The 22,346-nt window shown below is 72.1% G+C and carries 30 protein-coding genes; 15 read left to right on the top strand and 15 right to left on the bottom strand.

Annotation, left to right across the window (positions count from 1 at the left end):
- Position 1 precedes the first annotated feature (1 nt).
- From AB0C38_RS06700 to AB0C38_RS06690, 3 genes are read left to right on the top strand one after another with little or no spacing between them, the layout of a single operon-like run.
- A complete protein-coding gene (locus tag AB0C38_RS06700) occupies positions 2 to 388 on the top strand; it encodes a DUF1048 domain-containing protein (protein ID WP_360667657.1) in 387 nt (128 codons plus the stop codon).
- Positions 385 to 1,152 (top strand): ATP-binding cassette domain-containing protein, encoded by a 768-nt coding sequence (locus AB0C38_RS06695; protein ID WP_360667654.1) that lies wholly within the window; start codon positions 385 to 387, stop codon positions 1,150 to 1,152. The genes AB0C38_RS06700 and AB0C38_RS06695 overlap by 4 nt, the downstream gene beginning before the upstream one ends.
- Entirely contained in the window at positions 1,149 to 1,910 is a 762-nt protein-coding gene (locus tag AB0C38_RS06690; protein WP_360667651.1) for an ABC transporter permease, read from the top strand. The genes AB0C38_RS06695 and AB0C38_RS06690 overlap by 4 nt, the downstream gene beginning before the upstream one ends.
- Before the next feature lie 106 nt (positions 1,911 to 2,016).
- Here AB0C38_RS06690 and AB0C38_RS06685 read toward each other — a convergent pair whose 3' ends face one another.
- Positions 2,017 to 2,964 carry a LysR family transcriptional regulator gene (locus tag AB0C38_RS06685; RefSeq protein ID WP_360667648.1) on the bottom strand — a complete coding sequence of 316 codons (948 nt, stop codon included), beginning with the start codon at positions 2,962 to 2,964 and terminating at the stop codon, positions 2,017 to 2,019.
- 100 nt (positions 2,965 to 3,064) lie between these two features.
- Here AB0C38_RS06685 and AB0C38_RS06680 point away from each other — a divergent pair, with 100 nt between their 5' ends.
- From AB0C38_RS06680 to AB0C38_RS06660, 5 genes are read left to right on the top strand one after another with little or no spacing between them, the layout of a single operon-like run.
- Entirely contained in the window at positions 3,065 to 3,301 is a 237-nt protein-coding gene (locus AB0C38_RS06680) for a hypothetical protein (RefSeq protein WP_360667645.1), read from the top strand.
- Positions 3,298 to 4,164, top strand: coding sequence for a MoxR family ATPase (locus AB0C38_RS06675; RefSeq protein ID WP_360667642.1), 867 nt, complete (start codon positions 3,298 to 3,300; stop codon positions 4,162 to 4,164). The genes AB0C38_RS06680 and AB0C38_RS06675 overlap by 4 nt, the downstream gene beginning before the upstream one ends.
- Positions 4,157 to 5,251: a VWA domain-containing protein gene (locus AB0C38_RS06670; protein ID WP_360667639.1), complete on the top strand. Its 1,095-nt coding sequence runs from the start codon at positions 4,157 to 4,159 to the stop codon at positions 5,249 to 5,251. Before AB0C38_RS06675 ends, AB0C38_RS06670 begins: the two co-directional genes overlap by 8 nt.
- A gap of 10 nt (positions 5,252 to 5,261) precedes the next feature.
- Entirely contained in the window at positions 5,262 to 5,528 is a 267-nt protein-coding gene (locus tag AB0C38_RS06665) for a hypothetical protein (protein ID WP_360667637.1), read from the top strand.
- Complete coding sequence (locus AB0C38_RS06660; protein ID WP_360667634.1) at positions 5,525 to 5,914, top strand: hypothetical protein; 390 nt, start codon at positions 5,525 to 5,527, stop codon at positions 5,912 to 5,914. The genes AB0C38_RS06665 and AB0C38_RS06660 overlap by 4 nt, the downstream gene beginning before the upstream one ends.
- Here the strand turns inward: AB0C38_RS06660 and AB0C38_RS06655 are convergent.
- From AB0C38_RS06655 to AB0C38_RS06605, 11 genes are read right to left on the bottom strand one after another with little or no spacing between them, the layout of a single operon-like run.
- Positions 5,911 to 6,261 carry a hypothetical protein gene (locus AB0C38_RS06655; protein ID WP_360667631.1) on the bottom strand — a complete coding sequence of 117 codons (351 nt, stop codon included), beginning with the start codon at positions 6,259 to 6,261 and terminating at the stop codon, positions 5,911 to 5,913. The two genes, AB0C38_RS06660 and AB0C38_RS06655, sit on opposite strands and share 4 nt — an antisense overlap.
- Complete coding sequence (locus AB0C38_RS06650) at positions 6,258 to 6,533, bottom strand: hypothetical protein (RefSeq protein WP_360667628.1); 276 nt, start codon at positions 6,531 to 6,533, stop codon at positions 6,258 to 6,260. The genes AB0C38_RS06655 and AB0C38_RS06650 overlap by 4 nt, the downstream gene beginning before the upstream one ends.
- Position 6,534: 1 nt before the next feature.
- Positions 6,535 to 6,777 carry a hypothetical protein gene (locus AB0C38_RS06645; protein ID WP_360667625.1) on the bottom strand — a complete coding sequence of 81 codons (243 nt, stop codon included), beginning with the start codon at positions 6,775 to 6,777 and terminating at the stop codon, positions 6,535 to 6,537.
- Between the two features lie 10 nt (positions 6,778 to 6,787).
- Positions 6,788 to 7,015, bottom strand: coding sequence for a hypothetical protein (locus AB0C38_RS06640; protein WP_360667622.1), 228 nt, complete (start codon positions 7,013 to 7,015; stop codon positions 6,788 to 6,790).
- 14 nt (positions 7,016 to 7,029) lie between these two features.
- A complete protein-coding gene (locus AB0C38_RS06635) occupies positions 7,030 to 7,284 on the bottom strand; it encodes a hypothetical protein (RefSeq protein ID WP_360667619.1) in 255 nt (84 codons plus the stop codon).
- A gap of 10 nt (positions 7,285 to 7,294) precedes the next feature.
- Positions 7,295 to 7,873, bottom strand: coding sequence for an SRPBCC family protein (locus tag AB0C38_RS06630; RefSeq protein WP_360667616.1), 579 nt, complete (start codon positions 7,871 to 7,873; stop codon positions 7,295 to 7,297).
- Positions 7,867 to 8,790, bottom strand: a complete 924-nt coding sequence (locus AB0C38_RS06625; RefSeq protein ID WP_360667613.1) for an XdhC family protein — start codon at positions 8,788 to 8,790, stop codon at positions 7,867 to 7,869. The genes AB0C38_RS06630 and AB0C38_RS06625 overlap by 7 nt, the downstream gene beginning before the upstream one ends.
- A gap of 26 nt (positions 8,791 to 8,816) precedes the next feature.
- Positions 8,817 to 11,207, bottom strand: a complete 2,391-nt coding sequence (locus AB0C38_RS06620) for an aerobic carbon-monoxide dehydrogenase large subunit (protein WP_360667609.1) — start codon at positions 11,205 to 11,207, stop codon at positions 8,817 to 8,819.
- A gap of 1 nt (position 11,208) precedes the next feature.
- Entirely contained in the window at positions 11,209 to 11,748 is a 540-nt protein-coding gene (locus tag AB0C38_RS06615) for a (2Fe-2S)-binding protein (protein WP_360667606.1), read from the bottom strand.
- A 1-nt stretch (position 11,749) separates the two neighbouring features.
- On the bottom strand, positions 11,750 to 12,616 hold the full coding sequence (locus AB0C38_RS06610; protein WP_360667605.1) for a xanthine dehydrogenase family protein subunit M: 867 nt from the start codon (positions 12,614 to 12,616) through the stop codon (positions 11,750 to 11,752).
- 10 nt (positions 12,617 to 12,626) lie between these two features.
- The gene (locus AB0C38_RS06605; protein ID WP_360667602.1) at positions 12,627 to 12,857 is read right to left on the bottom strand and encodes a hypothetical protein; all 231 of its coding nucleotides are present in this window, start codon (positions 12,855 to 12,857) and stop codon (positions 12,627 to 12,629) included.
- A 133-nt stretch (positions 12,858 to 12,990) separates the two neighbouring features.
- On the opposite strand from AB0C38_RS06605, the gene AB0C38_RS06600 reads away from it, so the two are divergent.
- The 4 genes from AB0C38_RS06600 to AB0C38_RS06585 are packed head-to-tail and all read left to right on the top strand — an operon-like array spanning position 12,991 to position 17,370.
- The gene (locus AB0C38_RS06600) at positions 12,991 to 13,857 is read left to right on the top strand and encodes a xanthine dehydrogenase family protein subunit M (RefSeq protein ID WP_360667599.1); all 867 of its coding nucleotides are present in this window, start codon (positions 12,991 to 12,993) and stop codon (positions 13,855 to 13,857) included.
- A 1-nt stretch (position 13,858) separates the two neighbouring features.
- On the top strand, positions 13,859 to 14,326 hold the full coding sequence (locus tag AB0C38_RS06595) for a (2Fe-2S)-binding protein (RefSeq protein WP_360667596.1): 468 nt from the start codon (positions 13,859 to 13,861) through the stop codon (positions 14,324 to 14,326).
- A complete protein-coding gene (locus tag AB0C38_RS06590; RefSeq protein ID WP_360667593.1) occupies positions 14,323 to 16,683 on the top strand; it encodes an aerobic carbon-monoxide dehydrogenase large subunit in 2,361 nt (786 codons plus the stop codon). Before AB0C38_RS06595 ends, AB0C38_RS06590 begins: the two co-directional genes overlap by 4 nt.
- A gap of 18 nt (positions 16,684 to 16,701) precedes the next feature.
- Positions 16,702 to 17,370, top strand: coding sequence for an RraA family protein (locus AB0C38_RS06585; RefSeq protein ID WP_360667590.1), 669 nt, complete (start codon positions 16,702 to 16,704; stop codon positions 17,368 to 17,370).
- Here the strand turns inward: AB0C38_RS06585 and AB0C38_RS06580 are convergent.
- Together AB0C38_RS06580 and AB0C38_RS06575 are read right to left on the bottom strand one after the other, a co-directional pair.
- Complete coding sequence (locus AB0C38_RS06580) at positions 17,347 to 17,937, bottom strand: ricin-type beta-trefoil lectin domain protein (protein WP_360667587.1); 591 nt, start codon at positions 17,935 to 17,937, stop codon at positions 17,347 to 17,349. The genes AB0C38_RS06585 and AB0C38_RS06580 overlap by 24 nt on opposite strands.
- A 94-nt stretch (positions 17,938 to 18,031) precedes the next feature.
- Entirely contained in the window at positions 18,032 to 18,922 is an 891-nt protein-coding gene (locus AB0C38_RS06575) for a LysR family transcriptional regulator (RefSeq protein WP_360667585.1), read from the bottom strand.
- 68 nt (positions 18,923 to 18,990) lie between these two features.
- Here AB0C38_RS06575 and AB0C38_RS06570 point away from each other — a divergent pair, with 68 nt between their 5' ends.
- Positions 18,991 to 19,845, top strand: a complete 855-nt coding sequence (locus AB0C38_RS06570; RefSeq protein ID WP_360667582.1) for an EamA family transporter — start codon at positions 18,991 to 18,993, stop codon at positions 19,843 to 19,845.
- On the opposite strand, the gene AB0C38_RS06565 is transcribed toward AB0C38_RS06570, so the two are convergent.
- A complete protein-coding gene (locus tag AB0C38_RS06565) occupies positions 19,829 to 20,680 on the bottom strand; it encodes a helix-turn-helix transcriptional regulator (RefSeq protein WP_360667579.1) in 852 nt (283 codons plus the stop codon). The two genes, AB0C38_RS06570 and AB0C38_RS06565, sit on opposite strands and share 17 nt — an antisense overlap.
- Before the next feature lie 117 nt (positions 20,681 to 20,797).
- Between AB0C38_RS06565 and AB0C38_RS06560 the strand changes: the two genes are divergently transcribed.
- Together AB0C38_RS06560 and AB0C38_RS06555 are read left to right on the top strand one after the other, a co-directional pair.
- Complete coding sequence (locus AB0C38_RS06560; RefSeq protein WP_360667577.1) at positions 20,798 to 21,856, top strand: aldo/keto reductase; 1,059 nt, start codon at positions 20,798 to 20,800, stop codon at positions 21,854 to 21,856.
- Positions 21,857 to 21,975: 119 nt separating this feature from the next.
- A partial coding sequence (locus tag AB0C38_RS06555; protein ID WP_360667574.1) for a hypothetical protein occupies positions 21,976 to 22,346 on the top strand: 371 nt, incomplete at its 3' end.

Genomic DNA, 22,346 nt, shown 5'->3' with positions numbered 1-22,346 from the left:
CATGGCCGAGACCGAAGACGGCGGCTTCATCACCAAGTTCATCACGCTGGTGATCGGCGACAAGCGGCGGTGGCGGCAGTACAAGGCGCGCGTGAAGCGGCTTCCGCCGAATTACCGCACGGCGGTCGAGGGGATCGAGCGGTACCTGATGCACTTCGGGTCGCTGGACAGCGACAACGCCGCCTCGCTGTTCGAGGACGTCGCCGACCTGTTCGAACAGGCCGTGGCGGACGGGACGCCGATCCGTGAGATCGTCGGGGACGACCCCGTGGAGTTCGTGGACGAGCTGATCCGGAACTACGCGAAGGGCGGGTACGTCGCCCGCGAGCGGCAACGGCTGATCAGCGCGATCGACCAGGCCGCCGGCGAAGACGGGACCGGCCGATGACCCCGGCGATCCAGGTGCGCGGCCTGGAGAAGTCGTACAAGGCGCTGCGAGTGCTGCGCGGGGTGGACTTCGACGTGGCGCGGGGCAGCATCTTCGCCCTGCTCGGCTCCAACGGGGCGGGCAAGACCACCGTCGTGAAGATCCTGTCCACCCTCCTCAAGGCGGACGCGGGAACGGCCGGCGTCACCGGCTTCGACGTCGTCACGCAGGCCGGGGACGTGCGCGCGGCGATCAGCCTCACCGGGCAGTTCGCCGCCGTCGACGAGATCCTCAGCGGGCGGGAGAACCTCGTGCTCATCGCCAGGCTGCGGCACCTGAAGCAGCCGCGCAAGATCGCCGACGACCTGCTCGCGCGCTTCTCGCTGACCGACGCGGCCACGCGGAAGGTGTCGACGTACTCGGGGGGCATGCGCCGCCGGCTGGACATCGCCATGAGCCTGCTCGGGGATCCGCCGGTGATCTTCCTGGACGAGCCGACCACCGGGCTCGACCCCGAAGCACGCCTCGAGGTGTGGGACGCGGTGAAGGGCCTCGCCGCGCGCGGCACGACGGTGCTGCTCACCACCCAGTACCTGGACGAGGCCGAGCAGCTCGCCGACCGGATCGCGATCCTGCACGAGGGCCGGATCATCGTGAACGGCACGCTCGCCGAGCTCAAGCGGCTGCTCCCGCCGGCCGAGGTCGAATACGTCGAGAAACAGCCGACCCTCGAGGACGTCTTCTTCGCCGTCGTCGGCTCCCGCATGGAAGGGGAAAACCGGTGACCACGCACGTCCTCGGCGACACCACCGTCCTTTTGGGACGCTCACTGCGCCACGTCACCCGCAGCCTGGACACCGTCATCACGACCGCGATCATGCCGATCGCCATGATGCTGATGTTCGTCTACGTGTTCGGCGGCGCGATCGACACCGGGTCGGACTCGTACGTGAACTACATGCTGCCCGGCATCCTGCTGATCACGATCGCGTCGGGCATCGCCTACACCGCGCTCCGGCTCTTCACCGACCTGAAGAGCGGGATCTTCGAGCGGTTCCACTCGATGCCGATCGCCCGCTCGGCCGTGCTGTGGGCGCACGTGCTGACGTCGCTGGCCGCCAACCTGATCTCGGTCGTGATCGTCGTGGGCGTCGCCCTGCTGATGGGCTTCCGCTCGGGAGCGGGCCCGGCGGCCTGGCTGGCGGTCACCGGCATCCTGGTCCTGTTCACCCTGGCGCTGACGTGGATCGCGGTGCTCGCCGGCCTCACCGCGAAGACGGCCGAAGGCGGGAGCGCGTTCTCCTACCCGCTCATCTTCCTGCCGTTCCTCAGCTCGGCGTTCGTCCCCACCACGACGATGCCCGGCCCGGTCCGGGCGTTCGCCGAGCACCAGCCGGTGACGTCCATCGTCAACACGATCCGGGACCTGTTCACCGGGCAGCCGATCGGCGCGGACATTTGGATCGCTCTCGCCTGGTGCGCGGGAATCCTTGTGGTCGCGTATGTCTTCGCCACGGCCGCTTACCGGCGCCGGATTTCCTAGGCGGCTGTCCGAGGGATGTCTTGAAAGACTCTTTCATGTCGTCGGACGCGGTGAACGAGTCTTTCATGACGCCACAGCGCAGGCCCGACCCAGCGCGGACCGGGGGTCAGCTCCAGATCGTCACGTAAACCGGTGGCCGGAACCGCGAAGGCGGCACCCCGCTCCCCGGCGCCCGCATCACCTGCATCGCCGCCGGCGTACCCAAGAAATGCCGCAGGGAGTTGGCCGCCCCCGAGCGGCGGTCCGTGGGCAACGTTGTCACGTGCCAGCACAACGACATCGGCGTGCCGCGGGCCGGGACCACCGCCAGCTCGTGGCGGCGCAGCTGGGGCGCCACCAGGTGCTCCAGCGCCACCGACACCCCCGCCCCGCTGGCCGCGGCCGACCACGCCGCCGTCTGGTTGGGGAAGATCTGGATGCCTTCGTCCGGGACGCCCAGCCGGCGCAGCAGGCGGAGCGTGTCGCTGCCCGGGTCGGCGCCGGCCGGGTCGAGCAGCCAGCGCCAGTGCGCTGGACTGCCCTGGTGCCGGCTGTTCGGCGAGCCCACCACCACCAGCGAACCCCGGAAGACCGGGACGCAGTCGAGACCTTTCGCCGCGTCGCCGGTCAGCTCGGGGCCCAGCGCCACGTCGGCGAGGCGGTTGGCGACCAGGACCGCCAGCTCCGTCGTGCGGGCCAGCCCCGCCGACGCGTCGATCGAGTTGCCCGAGCGGCGGGTGAACGCCTCCAGCAACGGGTTCGCCACGAACTCGGCGATCTCGCTCGTCACCGCCAGCTGCAACCGCGCCGCCACGCCGTTGGCCTGCCGCACCGCCGCGTCCGCTTCGGCGCCCAGCGCCACCATCTGCGAGGCGATCGGCAGCAGCCGGCTGCCGCCCGCGGTGAGCGTCATCCCGCCCGCGCGCTTGGTCAGGAGCTTGTCGCCGTGGTGCTGGCGCAGGGCGGCCAGTGCCTGGGACACCGCGGGCTCGCTCACGCCCAGGGCCTTCGCCGCGTCCGTGACCGAGCCGAGCCGCGCCACGAGGACGAACGCGTTGAGCTGGCCCAGTGTCATAGTCCCAGGTTCTCCGTCGAGGCGATCACGGGACACTACAACTTAAGAGAAGCATTAATCGACCGCCATCACGGCCGCACCTCGCTTCTACCCTCGGCTGATGGCCGATTCCGACGAGACCCTCCGGGTGCTGCGCGAGATCTGGGACGCCGGCGGGCGGAGCACCGAAGACGTCGAAGAAGCGTGCGGGCCGCAGCGGGCCTGCAAGAACATGCAGGCCGTCGGGTTCGACGGGCTCACCTCGAGCTGGCGGGACCAGCTGGCCGCCGAGGGCAAGCTCGACGCGGGCGCGACCACGGTCCGCGACCTCGTTCTCGGTCGCGACCCGCAACCGTGACGCGGGAGTACCCGGACACCGTCGCCGGCCTGACCGGGCAGCTGCGCACCGCCGGCTACCTCGCCGACCGCGGCCTGGCCACGGCCCTGCTCGTGGCCACCCGGCTGCACCGGCCGATCCTGCTGGAGGGCGAGGTCGGCGTCGGGAAGACCGAGCTGGCCAAGACGGTCGCGGAGGTCTTCGGCCGCGACCTCGTCCGGCTCCAGTGCTACGAGGGCATCGACACCGCGCAAGCGCTCTACGAGTGGGACTACGCGCGCCAGCTGCTGCACATCCGGGCCCTGTCCGCCCCGGACGCGGGCGAGCGCGCGGTGGCCGACCTGTTCGGTCCCGAGTTCCTGGTGGAACGGCCGCTGCTCACCGCCGTCCGGCGCGGCGCGCAAGCCGTGCTGCTGATCGACGAGATCGACCGCGCGGACGACGAGTTCGAAGCGTTCCTCCTGGAGCTGCTGGCCGACTTCCAGGTGACCATTCCCGAGATCGGCACGATCCGCGCGCCGAGCCCGCCGCTGGTCGTGCTGACCTCGAACCGCACCCGGGAGCTGCACGACGCGCTCAAGCGCCGCTGCCTCTACCACTGGCTGGACTACCCCTCCGCCGAGCGCGAGGTCGAGATCGTGCTGGCCCGCGAACCCGAGCTGCCCGAGGTGCTGGCCCGCAAGGTGGTCGCGGCCGTGCACCGGCTGCGCGAGCTCGACCTGGCGAAGCCGCCGGGGGTCGCGGAGACGATCGACTGGGCGCGGATGCTGCGGTTCCTCGGTTTCGACGAGCTGGACGCCGACACGCTCGGCGCGGTGGTCAAGGACCGCGACGACCTCGACGTCGTCCGCGCGAACCTGGCGGAGATCACCTCCGGTGGCTGAAGCGTTCGTGCCCCTGTTCGTCGGCTTCGCCCGCGCGCTGCGGTCCGCCGGAGTCGCCACCGGGCCAGGTGACGTGCTGACCTTCTGCCGGGCGGCGGCCGTGCTCGACCCGGCCGATCTGTCCGATGTGTACTGGGGTGGCCGGGTCACGCTCTTGGGGCGCCACGAGGACATTCCCCGCTACGACGAGGTGTTCCGGCGGTACTTCCTCGGCGACGGACCACCGCCCGACGACCTGACGCTCACCGCGGAAGCCGCCGCCGACGCCGTGCTCGCCCTGCCCGAAACCGAGGGCGACGGACCCGAGCGGGAGGCGGAGGCGGTGCTCGGGCTCACCGCCTCCGGCGTCGAAGCGGTCCGGGACAAGGCTTTCGGCGCGTGCACCCCCGAAGAGCTGGCCGCCATCCGGCGGATGATCGCCCGGCTGCGGCTCACCCCGCCGCGCCGGCGCACCCGCCGCACCCGGCCCGCGCGCAACGGCCCGATCCCCGACCTGCGCAGCACCGTGCGCGGGACGCTGCGCCGCTACGGCGAGATCGACGAGCTGCGGAGACGCCGCCGCCGCGTCAAGCCGCGCCCGCTCGTGCTGGTGCTGGACGTGTCGGGCTCGATGGCCGACTACTCGCGGCACCTCCTGCAGTTCGCCTACTCCGCACGTCGCGCCGCGGCGCGGGTCGAGGTCTTCTGCTTCGGCACGCGGCTCACCCGGATCACCGACGAGCTGGGCGAGCGGGACGCCGACTTCGCGCTCGCGAAAGCCGCCCGCACGGTCGTCGACTGGGAAGGCGGCACACGGATCGGCGACTCGCTGGCCGAGTTCGTCCGGCGCTGGGGCCGGCGCGGGCTCTGCCGCGGCGCGGTGGTGGTGATCTGCTCCGACGGCCTCGACCGCGGCGACCCGGAGGTGCTGGCGAACGCCCTCGAGCGGCTGGCACGGCTGTGTCACCGGCTGGTGTGGACGAACCCGCACCGGCTCGCGGGCGCGGTGGGGATGGTCGTCGCCGCCCCGCACGTCGACCTGGTCGTGCCGGGGCACGACCTGCGCAGTCTGGAAGAGCTGGCGGCGCTGCTGCCACGGCTGGGATAGGAGGACGCGGATGCGGTGGAGCGTGGCGATCGAAGCGGCCGGGGACCGGGTGCTGACGCGGGAGGAGATCGTCGAACTGGCCGACGCGGTCGCCCCGAGCGGCGGCATCGCGAGCGGGATCGGCACCCCGCGCTACGGCGCGCAGCTGCTGGTCGAGGCGCCCGACCGGGCCGCCGCCATCGAGCTGGCGACCCGGGAGTTCGGCCGGGCCGTGGCGACCGCCGGGCTCCCGGTGTACCCGGTGGTGCGCGCGGAAGCGCTGGGCGAGGACGAATGATCCAGCTGGGTTCGGCGGCGGGCTACCCGTTCGAAGGGCCGCGCCTGCTCGGCGGCTGGACCCCGCCGGCGACGGCGGCGGTGTACGCCGTGCTCTACAAGCCCGACCCGGACGAGCGCCCCGAGCGCTACGCCGTGACGTACGTCGGGCACAGCGACGACCTGTCGCGGGAGCGGTTCCCGTTCCAGCACGCCCGGGCCGCCTGCTGGGTCAAGCGCGCCGGCTCCCGCTGGAAGGTGCACATCTGCACGTACGAGGCTCCCGGCGCGGGACGGGCGCACCGGGAGCAGATCGTGCGGGAGCTGCTGGCCGTCTACCGCCCCGGGTGCAACGCCGAGCGGTTCGAGCACGACTGGCCCGGACACTGGATCGGCCACAGCACCTAGCGCGGGACGAACCCCACCATCTCGTGCAGCCGCGAGCGCCGGGTGCCCGACGCCGGCCGCGCGGGCTCCCGCTCCCCCACCGGCGGCTGGTACGTCGCTCCGATGACGATGTCCTCCGCCATCCCGTACAGCAGCGGCAACGCGCCCGCGACCACGCCCCCGGTCCGGTTGATGTGCTCGACGCCGGGCCCGATCAGCTCCGCGTGGGAGTTGATCTCGCGCACCTTCTCCGCGCAGTCCTCGAGGTTCGCCGCGATCCGGCCGAGCAGCGAGCCCACCCAGTACAGGTAACCCGCGAGCGCGGCGGTCAGCAGCACGATGTCGACGACCGTCAGCACGACCATCATGACTTCACCTTTCCGAGCACCCGGCCGAGGAACAGGTGGTGCCGCAGCCCTTCGGCGAGCACCCCGTCCACGCGGCCGGCGGTCTCCGGGATGAGCGCCGTGTCCCGGGTGTTCGCCGCCGCCGCGCGCAGGGTGCCGCGGATTCCGGCGACGCGCTGGTCGATCACCCGCACGTACCGGATCAGCAGGCTCAGCAGCGCGACGACGGCGAGCACCACCACGAACCCGGCCACGATCGCGATCCACCACAACGTCTCGTCCGAAGAAGACACGTCAGCCCCCCAGTCGTTCCCGGCCGCGGCGCAGCCCGGCCGTGATGGCCTCCGCGTGGCCGATGGTCGTGCGCAGCCCACCCAACGCGGCCGTGTGCCGCACCGCCGCCGCGAGCTCGTCGTCGATCAGCGGTGCCGCGCGGCCGATCGACCGCGCCAGCACCAGGATCGGCACCACGAGCGCGACGACGGCCAGCACGACCACCGCCCCGATCACGTACCCGACGATCCAGCCCGTCGTCATGGCCGCCTCCTCACACCGTCTCGCAGAAGTCGCGCACCGGTTTCAGGTCCGCGTTGACGCTGTCCAGCGCGCCGGGCACCGGCGCGGTGCGTTCGGCCACCAGCCGGACCCCGCCCAGCACCCCACCCAGCGTTTTCCGCACGTGTGCCAGGTGCAGGATGACGCGGAAGAGGCCGACGGCGGCGAACAGGATGATCAGGGCGGCGATGGCCAGGGTCGTCCAGGCGGCTGCGGGCATGACCGGTTCTCCTTTCAGCCGAGCAGTTTCGCGACGCTGCCGGCGTACCGGGCGGCGCCCGCGGACACTTCTCCGATGGTCGTCGCGGTCCGCGCCAGCGCGGCCGGCACCGGTTCGAGCTGCCCGGCCAGGCGACCACCGCCGGCCAGGATGTCGTCGGCCGCGCCGCGGATGCGTTCCACCGCGGCGAGCACCCGGTTCAGCAGGGCGATCACCACCGGCAGCACGACGAACAGCAGCACGGCGTTGCCGATCCACCACAGGACCACGACGTCCTCCTCAGGCCGGGTTGCTCTGGTAGGGCAGGAAGAACCGGCGGAACACCCGCCGCAGCGCCAGCAGCGCGGCCTGCACGCCGATCCGGAACCCGCGGGCGGGCGCGGCCCCGGCGACGAGCTCCTCGCCGCGTTCGACGCGGTCGATGCCGTCCTGCAGGTTCACCGCGAAGTCGCGCATCAGCACCGACGAGACGTCGGCGATCATGCCGCGGCCGTACTGCGCGGCGGCGCCGGAGATCTGCAGGTCCTGGTCGACGTCGACGCGGGTGCCCTGGCCGGCGGGCACGAGCGTCGCGGTGAGCGTCATGCCCGCCGTCCCGCGGCCCTTCTCCTCGGCGCCTTCGGCGTTGACGACGATCCGGTGGGCCGCGTCGTCGCGTTCGACGATCTCCGCGGTGCCCTTGAACCGCAGCGAAACCGGGCCCATCCGGACGGCGACCCCGCCGCGGTAGCGCTCGTCGCCGAGGTCCTCGGTCAGCTCCGCGCCGGGCAGGCAGACGGCGACGCGCGGGACGTCGTCGAAGAACCGCCAGACCTTCTCGACCGGCTGGGCGACCTCGAACCGGTTGCGGATCAGCATCGGACGTCCTTCCTCGCGTACGCCTCGGGGTCCCGGCGGAACGCGTCGCGGCACCCGGGGCAGCAGAAGAAGTAGGCGGTCCCGTCGTGCTCGACCGGCTCGCCGATCCGCTCGACGGTCATGCCGCACACCGGATCGACCACGGCCTCGGCCGGCCGCGCGGGAACCGGCGGCGGTGCAGCCGGTTCCCGCGACGCGCGGAAGGCGACCAGCTCGGCCAGGATGGCGACGGCGATCTCCCGGTGCGGCACCGGGCCGAGGTCGAGCCCGGCCGGGACGCGCACCCGGTCCAGGTCGGCCCGCGGCACCCCGCGGTCGGCCAGGTAGCCCAGCACGGCCTCGCCGCGCCGGCGTGACCCCACCAGCCCGACGTATGCCGGCCCGGCGCGCAACGCGCCTTCGACGGCATCTTCGTCGAAATGTCCTTGAGTGGCCACGACGACCATGCTGCGCGGGCCGATTTCGTCGAACTCGGTGCGGCCGATCAGCTCGGCGCACCAGCCGAGCGCGGTGGCCAGGCCGACGAGCGTGCGCGCCATCGGCGACCGGCCGACGACCAGCAGGTGCGGCGCCGGCTCGACCGGCTCGACGTAGATTTCCAGCGCTCCTTCGCTCTGGCAGGCGATCGGCACGACCGTCATGCCTTCCGGCACCGCCTCGCCGAACCGGCCGGACGTCCCGAGCAGCAGCAGCCGCGGTTCACCGTCGGCGATCGCCCGCACCGCCTCGCTGACCACGGCCGGTTCGGCGCACGCGCCGCCGATCCAGCCGTCGAGCACGCCGTCGGCGGTGACGATCGCCCGGCAGCCTTCCTTGCCCGAGGACGGGCCCTGGCGCCAGACCACGGTGGCCCAGGCGAACGTCTCGCCCCGCTCGGAAAGCGCCCGGGCCCGGTCGAGCATGCTCCAGTCGTGCATTCCGATCCCTTCAGTCCGACGTCCGCTCAGTCCGATGTACGGAGTGGCGGCATGCCACCCACGTCGTGGCGGTCCCGCAGCGCTTCCCAGACGCGGTCGGGCAGCACCGGCATGTCGATGTTGCGCACGCCGGTGTCGCCGAGCGCGTCCATCACCGCGTTGACGAAGGCCGCCGGGCCGCCCACGGCCGCGCACTCCCCCACGCCCTTGGCGCCGATCGGGTGGTGCGGCGACGGCGTGACGACCTCGCTGTGCAGCTCGAACCCCGGGGTCTCCCAGGCTGTCGGCAGAAGGTAGTCCATGTAGTTCGAGCCGATGCAGTTGCCCTCGGCGTCGTAGGTGATGAACTGCATGTTCGCCATCGCGTAGGCCTCGGTGAGCCCGCCCATGATCTGGCCTTCGACGATCATCGGGTTGATCCGGACGCCGCAGTCGTCGACGGCGACCAGGTTCAGCACGTCCCACACGCCGGTCTGCGGGTCCACCTCGACGGTGACGATGTAGACCGCGAACGGCCAGGTCAGGTTGGGCGGGTCGTAGTAGGCGGTGTTCTCCAGGCCGGGTTCCATGCCGTCGGGCATGTTCCCGTACGCGGCCATCGCGCACTCCTGGATCGTCACGCCGCGGTCGGGCGCGCTGCGGACGTAGAACCGGCCCAGCTCCCACTCGACGTCCTCTTCGGACACTTCGAGCAGGTGCGCGGCCAGCTTCCGGGCCTTGGCCCGGATCTTGCGCGCCACCATCGCGGTCGCTGCGCCGGCGACGGGCGTGCTGCGGGAGGCGTAGGTGCCCATGCCGAACGGCGCGGTGTCGGTGTCGCCGTGCTCGACCACGATGTCGTCGGCCGGGATGCCCAGCTCGTGCGCGACGATCTGGGCGAACGTCGTCTCGTGGCCCTGCCCCTGGCTCTGCGCGCCGATCCGCAGCAGGGCCTTGCCGGTGAGGTGCACCCGCAGCTCGGCGGAGTCGAACATCTTGATGCCGAGGATGTCGTATTCGCGGCTGTTGCCCGCGCCGAGCGGCTCGGTCATCGTCGAGATGCCGATGCCCAGCCGGCGGCCGCGGGCGCGGGCTTCTTCTTTTTGCCGCAGGAAGTCCTGGTAGCCGACCGCCTTCAGGCCGACGTCGAGGCACTTCTCGTACTGGCCGGAGTCCACGAGGAAGCCGTAGGGCGTGCGGTGCGGGAACTGGTCGTCGCGCACGAAGTTGCGCCGGCGGAACTCGGCCTGGTCGATCCCCAGGTCCTGGGCGGCCTGGTGCACCATGCGTTCCTGGAAGAACATCGCCTCGGTGACCCGGAACGAGCACCGGTAGGCGACGCCGCCGGGCGCCTTGTTCGTGTAGGTGCCGCGGGCGGCCAAGTACGCGTGCGGCACGTTGTAGCAGGCGAACGCCGAGTGCAGCAGGCCGATCTTGAACTTGCTCGGCTGGGCGTCGGCGAAGAACGCGCCGTGGTCGGCCACCGCGCGCATCCGCACGCCGAGGATGCGGCCGTCGTCGGTCAGCGCCATCTCGCTGTCGAGGTACATGTCGCGGGCGAACCCGGTCGAGATCAGGTTGCCGGTCTTGTCCTCGATCCACTTCACCGGCCGTTCCAGCAGGATCGAGCAGAGGATCGAGCAGACGTACCCCGGGTAGACAGGCACCTTGTTGCCGAAGCCGCCGCCGACGTCCGGGGAGATGATCCGGATCAGGTGCTCGGGCAGTTCGGCGATCATCGCGACGGCGGCCCGCACGATGTGCGGCGCCTGGGACGTCAGGTAGACCGTGAGCTTCGACGTCGCCCGGTCGAAGTCGGCCACCGAGCCGCAGCACTCGATCGGCGACGGGTGCGAACGCGGGTAGTGCAGGCGCAGCTTCGAAATCCGGTCAGCCTGGGCGAACGCACGATCGGTGCCCTCGCGGTCGCCGACCTCCCAGTCGTAGATGACGTTGTCCCGCTGCCCCGCCTTGTCGTCGCGGATCACCGGCGCGTCTTCGGCCATCGCCTGCTCGGGGTTGACGACCGGCGGCAACGGCTCGTACTCGACGTCGATCGCGTCGCACGCGTCCTTGGCGATGTACGGGTCGTCGGCCACCACGCAGGCGACCTCCTGCCCCTGGAAGCGCACCTTGTCCGTGGCCAGCACGGCCTGGGTGTCGTAGGACAGGGTCGGCATCCAGGCCAGGTTGCGGGTCGCGGCCATCTCGCCGGTCAGCACCAGGCGCACGCCCGGGATCTCCCAGGCGCGGCTGGTGTCGATCGACTTGATCCGCGCGTGGGCCAGCGGGCTGCGCAGGATCTCCATGTGCAGCATGCCGGGCAGCACGATGTCGTCGGTGTAGGTGCCCTTGCCGCGCAGGAACCGGTTGTCCTCCACCCGGCGGCGGCTGGCCCCGAGCCCGCCGATCTTGTTCTCGTCCAACGCCTGGGACACGTCACGCCTCCGGTTCCGGCTCGTCGGACCGCAGCTTCGCCGCGGCCCACAACACCGACTTCACGATGTTCTGGTAGCCGGTGCAGCGGCAGAGGTTGCCCGACAGCGCCCAGCGCACCTCGTCCTCGGTCGGGTCGGGGTTCTCCGCGAGCAGCGCCTTCGCGGCCATCAGCATCCCGGAGGTGCAGAACCCGCACTGCAGCCCGTGTTCCTCCTTGAACCCCTCCTGCAGCGGGTGCAGCCCGCTCGGCGAGGCGAGGCCTTCGACGGTCGTCACCGCGCGCCCGTCGGCCTGGACGGCGAGCATGGTGCAGGACTTGACCGGCCGGTCGTCGACGAGCACCGTGCAGGCGCCGCAGTTGGTGGTGTCGCAGCCCAGGTGGGTACCGGTGAGCCGCAGCCCCTGGCGCAGCAGGTGCGCGAGCAGGAGCCGGGGCTCGCACTCGACGACGCTGCGCCGCCCGTTCACCGTGACGGTGATCCGCCGCGTCGGGACGTCCCCTTGGTCCGGACCTTCCTCGATGACCCGCACGCTCGTCATCTCACGCCGCCCTTTCCCCGGTCTGCTCGAGGATGCGCCGCACGAAGACGCGCACCATGTGCCGCTTGAACTCCGCCGAGCCGCGGTGGTCGCCCTGGGGCCGCGCGGCCTGTGCGGCCAGGCCGGCCGCGTGCTCGATCACGTCGCCGGTCAGCGGTCCGCCGACGAGCGCCTGCGCGGCGTCGGCGGCTTCGATCGTCGCGGCGCCGACGCCGGTCAGCGCGATCCCGGCGCGGGTGACCGTGTCCCCGTCGCGTTCGATCGCGACGGCGACACCGACGGTCGCGAAGTCGCCCACACGCCGTTCGAGCTTCAGGTAGCCGCCCGCCGGGATCCCGCGTGGCGCGGGAACCACCGCCTCGACCGCGACCTCGTCGTGGGCCAGTGCGTTCTGGAACGGGCCGTGCACGAAGTCCCGCACCGGGATGCTCCGCCGCCCGCCGGGTCCGGCCGCCACCACCGAGCCGCCGAGCGCGAGCACCACCGACGCCCAGTCGCCCTGCGGGTCGGCGTGGCACAGCGAGCCGACGAGCGTGCCGCGGTTGCGCACGAGCGGGTCGGCGACGAGCCGCGCGACGGCCGCCATCACCGGCTGGGTGCTCTTCAGCAGGGCCGAACGCTCGAGGTCGCCGTGCCGGCACAGCGCGCCGACGTGCAGGTTCCCCTGCTCGTCGACGTCGTGGTGGTCGAGGCCGGGCACGGTGTTCAGGTCCACCAGCAGCGTCGGCGACGCGAACCGCAGCTTCAGCAGCGGCACGAGGCTCTGCCCGCCGGCCAGCACCTTCGCGTCCTCGCCGCCCTCGTGCAGGAGGCCGATCGCCTCGTCCAGCGAGCGGGGCGCCTCGTAGCGGAACCGGGTCGGGTACACAGTGCTCCCCTCAGTCTTCGGGGTCGGGCACGGCCACGGGCAGCGTCTCGTCCGTGGGATCGGGCCGGGGCCGCTGGTGCGGGGGCCACGGCCCGGCGACCGGGCGGGAGGCGACCTTGAGGAAGCCGAGGAGCTCGGGCCACGCGTGCACCGTGGGGCTGCCGCCGCCGGTGGGGGCGTCCTCGACGAGCTCGTACAGGCGGGGGTTGTCCCGGCTGTGCCCGTCGGACTCGATCCGCATCTCGCGCCCCGCTTCCGCTGTCGGTCCAGGTGGAAATCGATCTTTCACCCGCATCGGTGGTGCGGCAACGCGCGATTAACCCTTTGCTTAAGGCGGTTGCGGTGCCGGTCCGCGCGGAGAACGATCGGCGGCTATGCAGGTGCCCGCCCAGTTCGAGTACGAGCGCGCCACCAGCGTCGACCACGCCCTCACGCTGCTGGAGAAGTACGGACCGGTCAGCCGGGTCATCGCCGGCGGGCACAGCCTGATCCCGATGATGAAGCTGCGGCTGGCCCAGCCGGAGGTGCTCGTCGACATCAACGAGCTGACCGAGCTGGGCGGGATCGGCGCGACGCCGTCGACGCTGCGGATCGGGGCGCTCGCCCGGCACGCCGACCTGCTCTCCTGCGCCGAAGCCGGGACGCTGTTCCCGGTGCTGCACGACGCCGAGCGCGTCATCGCGGACCCGATCGTGCGCAACCGCGGCACGGTCGGCGGCTCGCTGTGCCAGGCCGACCCGTCAGAGGACCTCTCCGCCGCCTTCGCCGCCGTCCGGGCCGAAGCGGTGATCCGGAGCCTGGACGGCGAACGCTCGGTGCCGGTGCGGGAGTTCTTCCACGGCCCCTACGAAACCGCGGTGGGCCCGGCGGAGCTGCTGACCGAGATCCGGGTCCCGGTCCGGCCCGCCACGGGCAGCGCCTACGCGAAGGTCGGCCGGCGCGCCGGCGACTGGGCGGTCGCCGCGGCCGCCGCCGCGCTCGCCCTGGACGGCGACACGATCACCGAAGCCGGGATCGGGCTCACCGCGGTCGGGGCACGCCAGTTCGTCGCCGCCGAGGCGGAGGACTTCCTCCGCGGCGGGGCGGCCACCGCCGAGCGGTTCGCCGAGGCGGGCGCCATCGCCGCCGAGCACTGCCGGCCCGCGCCCGACCAGCGCGGCCCGGTGGACTACAAGCGCCACCTGGTCGCCATCCTCACCACACGCGCGCTCGCGCTCGCCAAGACCCGCGCGGAGGCGTGACGTGGACATCACCGTGACCGTCAACGACGAACGGCACCGCCGGTCGGTGGAGCCCCGGCTGCTGCTGGTCCACTTCCTGCGCGACGACCTGGGGCTGACCGGCACGCACTGGGGGTGCGACACGTCGAACTGCGGCGCCTGCGTCGTGTGGCTCGACGACGTGCCGGTCAAGTCGTGCACCGTGCTCGCCGCGATGGCCGACGGCAAGCGGGTCCGCACGGTCGAGGACCTCGCCGACGGCGCCGCGCTCGACCCGGTGCAGCAGGGATTCGTGGTCTGCCACGGCATTCAGTGCGGATTCTGCACGCCAGGGATGCTGATGACCGCGCGCTGGGTGCTCGACCACGACCCGGACCCGGCCGAAGACGTCATCCGCGAAGCCATTTCGGGGCAGTTGTGCCGGTGCACCGGCTACGAGAACATCGTCCGGTCCATCCGCTGGGCGGCCGAGCACCCGGCGGGCGAGTGACGACCGGCGGGTCCGGCGGGTTCGGCCCCCGGCAGCGCAAGGAGGACGCCCGGTTCGTCCGCGGCCGCGGCACCTTCGTCGACGACCTCGACCGGCCCGGCATGCTGCACGGCGCCGTCCTGCGCAGCCCGCACGCGCACGCGCGGATCGTCTCGGTCGACGCCAGCGCGGCCGAGGCGCACCCGAAGGTGCGGCTGGTGCTGACGGGCGCGATGCTCGCCGAGCGCGAGATGGCGTGGATGCCGACGCTCTCCCACGACGTCCAAGCCGTGCTCGCCACGGACAAGGTCCGTTTCCAGGGGCAGGAAGTCGCCTTCGTCGTCGCGGAAGACCGTTACGCCGCGCGGGATGCGCTGGAGCTCATCGAAGTGGAGTACGAGCCGTTGCCGGCCGTGGTCGATGCGCGGACCGCGCTCGATCCGGGCACCGCGGTCATCCGCGACGACCTGGGCCACACCGACAACCGCGTGTTCGACTGGGACGCAGGCGACGCCGAGGCGACCGAAGCCGCGTTCGCGCGCGCGGACGTCGTCGTCGGGCAGGACATGCTCTACCCGCGGGTGCACCCGGCGCCGCTGGAGACCTGCGGCGCGGTCGCCGAGGTCGACGTGATCAGCGGGAAGCTCACCGTGTGGTCGACCGCGCAGGCCCCGCACGCGCACCGGCTGATGTACTCGCGGGTCACCGGCCTGCCCGAGCACCGGATCCGGGTCGTGGCCCCGGACATCGGCGGCGGTTTCGGCAACAAGGTCGTCGTGTACCCGGGCTACCTGTGCGCGGCGGTGGCCGCGATGGTCACCGGGAAGCCGGTGAAGTGGGTCGAAGACCGGTCGGAAAACCTGATGAGCACGTCGTTCGCCCGCGACTACCACATGCACGGCGAGATCGCGGCCACCCGCGACGGCAAGCTGCTGGGCCTGCGGGTGCGGGTGCTCGCCGACCACGGCGCGTTCAACGGCACCGCCCAGCCGGCGAAGTTCCCCGCCGGGTTCTTCCACGTCTTCACCGGCTCCTACGACCTGCCGGCGGCGCACTGCTCGGTCACCGGCGTCTACACCAACAAGGCTCCCGGCGGTGTCGCGTACGCGTGCTCGTTCCGGATCACCGAAGCGGTCTACGTCGTCGAGCGGATGATGGACGTGCTCGCGCGCGAACTGGACGTCGACCCGGCTTCGCTGCGGGAACGGAACCTGCTGCGACCCGAGCAGTTCCCGTACACCTGCGCGACCGGGTGGAGCTACGACTCCGGCGACTACCCGCGGGCGCTGTCGCTGGCGCTCGAGATGGCCGGGTACGCCGAGCTGCGTCGCGAACAAGCTGAGCGGCGGGCGCGGGGCGAGCTGATGGGCATCGGGATCAGCTTCTTCACCGAGGCGGTCGGGGCGGGACCGCGCGAGCACATGGACATCCTCGGCTTCGGCATGGCCGACGGCGCCGAGCTGCGCGTCCACCCCACCGGCTCGGCCGTGCTGCGACTGTCCTGCATGTCGCAGGGCCAGGGGCACGAGACGACGTTCGCCCAGCTGGTTTCGCACGAGCTGGGGATCCCCGAAGACGAGGTCGAGATCGTCCAGGGTGACACCGACCGGACGCCGTTCGGGCTGGGCACGTACGGCTCCCGCTCGACCCCGGTGTCCGGCGCGGCCGCGGTGACGGTGGCCCGCAAGGTCCGCGAGCGCGCGCGGCAGGTCGCGTCCGCGATGCTGGAGGTCGACCCCGGCGACCTGGAGTGGGAACGCGGGCGCTGGTTCGTCCGCGGGGTGCCCGACCGCGGCCACACGATCCGGGAGATCGCGCTGGCGGCGCACTCGGATCTGGCGCTGCCCGAGGGAGTGGAAGGGCACCTGGACGCCACCACGGTGTACAGCCCGCCGAACCTGACTTTCCCTTTCGGTGCTTACGTTTGCGTGGTCGACGTCGACGCGGGCACGGGCCAGGTCCAGGTGCGCCGGTTCATCGCGGTCGACGACTGCGGAGTGCGCATCAACCCGGCGATCGTGGCGGGCCAGGTCCACCGCGGCCTCGCCGACGGCATCGGGATGGCGCTGATGGAGCTGGTCGCGTTCGACGAGGACGGCAACCACCTGGGCGGCTCGTTCATGGACTACCTGCTGCCGACGGCGCTCGAATGCCCGTCGTGGGAGCTGGGCGAGACGGTGACGCCGTCGCCGCACCACCCGATCGGCGCGAAGGGCGTCGGCGAGTCGGCGACGGTCGGCTCACCGGCGGCGGTGGTCAACGCGGTGGTGGACGCGCTGGCGCCGTACGGCGTCCGCCACGCGGACATGCCGTTGACGCCGGCCGCGGTGTGGCGCGCGATGCGGGGGGATCCGCTGCGTGCGGATCTCGCGGTGTAGCCGCGCTAACCTCACGAAATGCCGGTGAACGACGAGCTCGCCCAGAAGTTCCTCGCGGTGGACACGACCGCCCTCTGCGATGTCGACAAGACGACCAGGGTGGCGCACAACGCGATCCGCCCGCGATCCGCCCGGAAGCGGATCTTCGGGCCCGCGTTCACGGTCCGCTGCCGCGACGACTTCCTCGGCGTGCTCCAAGCGATCGAATCGGCGGCCCCGGGCGACGTGATCGTGGTCGACGGCGGCGCGCGCGAAATCGCCCTCGGCGGCGAACTGTTCGCGCGCGGAGCGTTGGTCCGGTCGCTCGGCGGACTCGTCGTGGACGCCGGTTACCGGGACATGGCCTACGTCAGCAGCTGCGAACTCCCCGTGTACAGCCGCTTCGTCACCCCGCTCTCCGGCACCTCGTCGAAGCTCGGCGAGCTGCAGGTGCCGGTGACCTGCGGCGGGGTCACGGTGAACCCCGGCGACCTGGTCCTGGCCGACGGCGAAGGCCTCATCGTGGTGGCGCCCGACCGGATCGACGACCTCCTCGACGGAGCACTCGCGATCAAGCAGACCGAGAACGCCGTCATCGACCGGCTCGACGCGGGAGCCACGCTCAGCGAGACGTTCACCCTCGCCGAGCACGTCGCCGCTGTGCGCCGGGCGGAGCCGTCCGCGTTACGGCCTCGGGATCGAAGCTGACGGAAGCACCGCGACGCATCGGGTGCAGCCGGACTCCTTCAGGTGCTGGCGCCACACCTGGTGCGGGTTGGCGCTGTCGCAGGTCTGCTGGTACAGCTGGACTCCGCTGCCGGTGCCGGTGATGCACTTCTGGCTGGTCGCGTTCCGGAACATGACGTTCGCCGAACCGTTCGGGTTCACCGAAACGGTCGGCACCTGCCACTCCTGCGCCCAATAATCGGGGCCCGGTTCCGGGCAGTTGGTCAGGAACACCGGTGCGCCGTCGCTCGTCGAGCCCGAGGCGACGGCGATGCACATGGTGCCCGGCACGCCCGACCTGATCCACACGTTTCCGTCGGCGAGCGGCGCGGTCTGGAACACCTGGTTGGCGGCCTGGCTGCCGACCGGCGACTTGCAGGCGGCCTCCTGGAGCGACCAGGTGCCGTAGCTGGCGTTGTACACCCCGTCGATGCACAGGTTCGTGCTGCGATCGGAGTACTGCAGCCACCAGCCGTCCGCGCCGGCCGGGGCCGCGGTCAGGAACACCACGCACAAACTGACGAACACCGCCGCGAGACGACCAGGCATAGTCGGTCCATTCCGAGGTGATTCCCCACAAGGGCTGGAAGAAATGCTCGCAGCATGCGAGAGCGCTTTCCAGCCACCATCCGGCCGCAGTTGTTCAGCGCGCGAGCAGTCCGAGGACCAGCGCGAGCGGCGGCCACGCCTCCCGCCCGCGCCGGGTGCAGGCGAAGGCGCGTTGCCGCACGTCCGGTCCGGCCAGCGGCAGGAGCGCGACCCCGGGTCTCGTCGAGCGGCCGGCGGGAAGCAGTCCGACGGCGGGCGCCGGGCCGGTCGCGATGAGGTCCTCCACCAGCTCCAGGCTGTCCGCGCGGTGCGTGACACGCGGGGTGAACCGCGCCATCGACGCCAGCCTGCGGACGACGTCCTCGTCGGCGCTGTTGCGGGAGTTGACGATCCAGCCGTGGTCGCGGAACGCCTCGAAGACCGCCACCGTGTCGCCGCCCCGCGCTCCGGCCGCGTCGGCCGCCGGGACGGCGAGGCCCCACCGTGCCGTCCACAGTGGACGCACGGTGACCGCGGGGTCCGTGACGGCCGGCGCGAGGTCGTAGTCGTAGGTGAGGGCGAGGTCGATGTCGTCGGCCAGCAGCGCGGCGAAGGCCTCGTGTGGTTCGTACTCGCTGATCCGCAGCTCGACCCGCGGGTGCCGGTCGGCGAGTGCGGCGGCCGCCGGGAGCACCGAGCGCCGCACGGCCGTGGCGAACCCGGCGACGCGCACGGTCCCGGCCGGTTCGGCGTCCGGGTCGAGGTCGGCGCGGGCGGCTTCCACGGCGGCGAGGATCGTCACGGCGTGTTCGGCCAGGCGCCGTCCCGCGGGGGTGAGCCGCACGCGGCGGCCGTCCGGCTCGAGCAGGGGCGCGCCGGTTTCCTTCGCCAGTACCGCGATCTGCTGCGAAACCGTCGACGTCGTGGTGCCGAGCACCTCCGCCACCGCGCGCATCGAGCCGTGGCGGGACAGCTCGAGGAGGAACCGGAGCCGGCGAGTGTCCATGATTCCTGAACAGTACATCCATGATCGGCACGTGGACATGAACGGTCCGGATCGGTTTTGCTGGGTGCGTGCCGTCCTCCACCCGCACCGGGGCGTCCTTCGCGGTCGCTGCCATGCTCTGCGTCCAGCTCGGCCTCGCCGTCTCCGTCGGCCTGTTCGACCGCATCGGTCCCGAAGGCGCGGCCTGGCTGCGGCTGGCGTGGGCCGGGGTGCTGCTGCTCGTCCTGGTCCGGCCACGGCCGTCGTCGTTCCGGCGGGCGACTTTCCTGGCCTGTTGCGGGCTGGGCGTGGTCACGGCCGGGATGACCCTGCTGTTCATGGAGGCCGTCGCCCGCCTGCCGCTCGGGACGGCGAGTGCCCTGGAGTTCCTCGGCCCGCTCACCGTGGCCGTCACGCGCGGCCGCGGCGGCAAGAAGCTGTGGCCCGTCCTCGCCGCGCTCGGCGTGGTGTTGCTGACCGAGCCGTGGCGGGGTGGCGCCGACCTGCCCGGCGTCGGCTACGCCCTCGCGTCCGCGGTGTGCTGGGCGGGCTACATCCTGCTGACGCAACGGGTCGGCGACGAGGTGGCGGGCGTGCGCGGGCTCGCCGTGTCGATGCCGGTGGCGGGGATCGTGGCGACCCTCGCCGCCGGGCCGGGAGTGTTCGGGCACCTGACCTGGGAGCTGCTGCTCGCCGGCCTCGGGCTCGCGATCCTGCTGCCGGTCGTCCCGTTCAGCCTGGAGATGCTCGCGCTGCGGCGGCTGGACACCGCGGCGTTCGGGACGCTGATGAGCCTGGAGCCGGCCATCGCCCTGACGATCGGGCTCGTCGTGCTCCACCAGGTCCCGGACGCCGGTGCGGCGACCGGCGTGCTGTTCGTCGTCGCGGCCGGGATCGGCGCGGAGCGCACCGGGGCGCGGGAGCCGGTCAAGCAGGTGGCGTAGCGGCCGGGGCGCACAACCGGTCCAGCGCCGCCTGGCTCGCCTCGTCCGCGGCACGGTAGATCACCAGCAGCTGGTCCGGGTCTTGCAGGGGCGTGAGCACTTCGAACCGCAGCGCGAGCTCGCCGACGCCGGGGTGGCGCAGTGTCTTGCTCCCGCGGCCGTGGCCCTTGACGTCCCGCTCGGCCCACAGCCGCGCGAAATCCGCGTCCCCGGCGATGAACTCGGCGATGAGGTCGGTCAGCGCCCGGTCGTCCGGATGCGCGGCCCACGCGGCACGCAGGTGGGCGATCCCTTCCCGCACCACGCGTTCGCGGTCGACGTAGAGCTCGCGCACCCGGGGGTGCATCTGGCACAGCCACATCGCGTTGCGCCGCGACGGCGCCACGGTGTCGAAATCCACCAGCAGCCTCGCCATCGCGGGGGTCCAGGCCAGGATGTCGTAGCGGTGGTTCAGCAGCAGGACCGGCAGCGGGGCCAGGTCGGCGACCAGCCGGGCCAGCGGCGGCGCGGCGGTGGTGACGAGCTTCTCAGCGGTGCGGGGGTGCTGCCGGGCCAGGCCGTACAGGTAGGCGCGTTCGTCGGGGGCCAGGCGCAGGGCCCGGGCCAGCGCCTCCACCACCTCCGCCGAGGGCCGCAGCCCGCGGGCCTGCTCCAGCCGCACGATGTAGTCGGTGCTGACCCCGGCCAGCTCGGCGACCTCCTCGCGACGCAGCCCGGGAGTCCGCCGGGCCTGCCGGCGCGACGGCAGGCCGAAGTCCCGCGGGTCCAGGCGTTCGCGCCGGGTCCGGAGGAACGCGGCCAGCTCCTCCGTCCGGTCCACCGTGGGAGTGATCATGTCCGGTCCAACAGCCAGGGTGGGACCGGTGTTCCCAGGAACTTCCTTCCCTTACCCCGGGCCCGCGTCGGCCGGAGACTCGGTTCCGGCAACGGATCACGAGCTCAGGAGGACACGATGCCGCTCACCCTCGACACCTACCGGCCGCTGGGCCGGTCCGGGCTGCGGGTCTCGCCGCTGGCACTGGGCGCGGCGACGTTCGGCACCGAGTGGGGCTGGGGTGCCGGGCCGGACGACGCGCGCAAGCTGTTCGACCACTACGTCGAGCGCGGCGGCAACTTCGTCGACACCGCCGTCACCTACACCGACGGCAGCTCCGAGCGCATGCTGGGCGAGTTCGCCCGGGACATCCGCGAGAGCCTGGTACTGGCGACCAAGTACACGACCCAGCGCCGGCCCGGCGACCCGAACTCCGGGGGCAGCCACCGGAAGAACCTGTTCGCGTCGGTCGAAACCAGCCTGCGCCGGCTCGACACGGACTACGTCGACCTGCTCTACCTGCACGTGTGGGACTTCCTGACGCCGGTCGAGGAGATCCTGCGCGGCCTGGACGACCTCGTCCGCCAGGGCAAGGTCCTGTACGTCGCGATCTCCAACGCCCCGGCCTGGCAGGCGTCGCGCCTGCAGGCGATCGCCGACCTGCGCGGCTGGTCGCCGCTGGTCGCGCTGCAGATCGAGTACAACCTGGTCGAACGCACCGGGGAACGGGACCTGATCCCGATGGCCCGCGAGCTGGGGCTGGGCGTGGTGCCGTACTCGCCGCTGGCCGGCGGGGTGCTCACCGGCAAGTACGGCCGCGCCGACCTGACCGCCGCGAGCACCGGCGACGGCACCCGCAAGAGCTTCAACTTCGACCGCGGCACGGTCACCGAGCGCACCCTCGGGATCGCCGAGGTCCTGAAGGACGTCGCCGCGGAGCTGGGCCGCACCCCGGCGCAGGCCGGGCTGGCGTGGGTCCTGCAGCGGCCAGGGGTGACGGCGCCGATCATCGGCGCCCGCACCTCCGCCCAATTGGCGGACAACCTGGGCGCCCTCGACGTCGCCTTCACCCCCGCCCAGCTGGCCCGCCTCGACGAGGCCGGCGCGATCGACCTGGGCATCCCGCACGACCTGCTCGCGGGCGACCTCGGCCGCACGCTGACCCACGGCGACCTGAAGGTCGAAAGCCGCCGCTGATCGCGCCGGGCACGATCGGCTGGTCGCAGTGGCATCACCGGGGGTTCGCGTGGATCACGCGCGGGTGACTTGTTAACTTCAATCGTCGTCGCCCGGTCGGTGGAGGGAAAGAGTCACCCGTGAGCAATCCGTTGGTCGCGCCGACGCAGGACTCGACGAAGGCGTATTCGGGCGTGTCGCTGCTGGAGTCGGCGGCCGACCTGAAGTCGGCGATCGAGAGCGGCGACTGGGCGTCGGTCGCGATGGGCGCGGTCGGTACCGCCCTGGACGCGCTGTCGATGGCGATGGACCCGTTCGGCGCGGTCCTGGCGGCCGGGGTCGGCTGGCTGATGGAGCACGTCGGGCCGCTGAAGGAAGCGCTCAACGGCCTGACCGGCAACGCCGACGAGATCGCTGCCCAGTCGGAGACGTGGAAGAACGTCGCCACCGAGCTGGGCAGCGTCGGCGAGGACCTGACCGCCATGGTCAAGACGGACGTCGCGTCGTGGAC

Source organism: Amycolatopsis sp. NPDC048633 (assembly GCF_040650695.1).
Taxonomy (GTDB): Bacteria; Actinomycetota; Actinomycetes; order Mycobacteriales; family Pseudonocardiaceae; genus Amycolatopsis.
The sequence above is the reverse complement of the archived record's forward strand: the minus strand, read 5'-3'. Positions and strand labels throughout refer to the sequence as shown.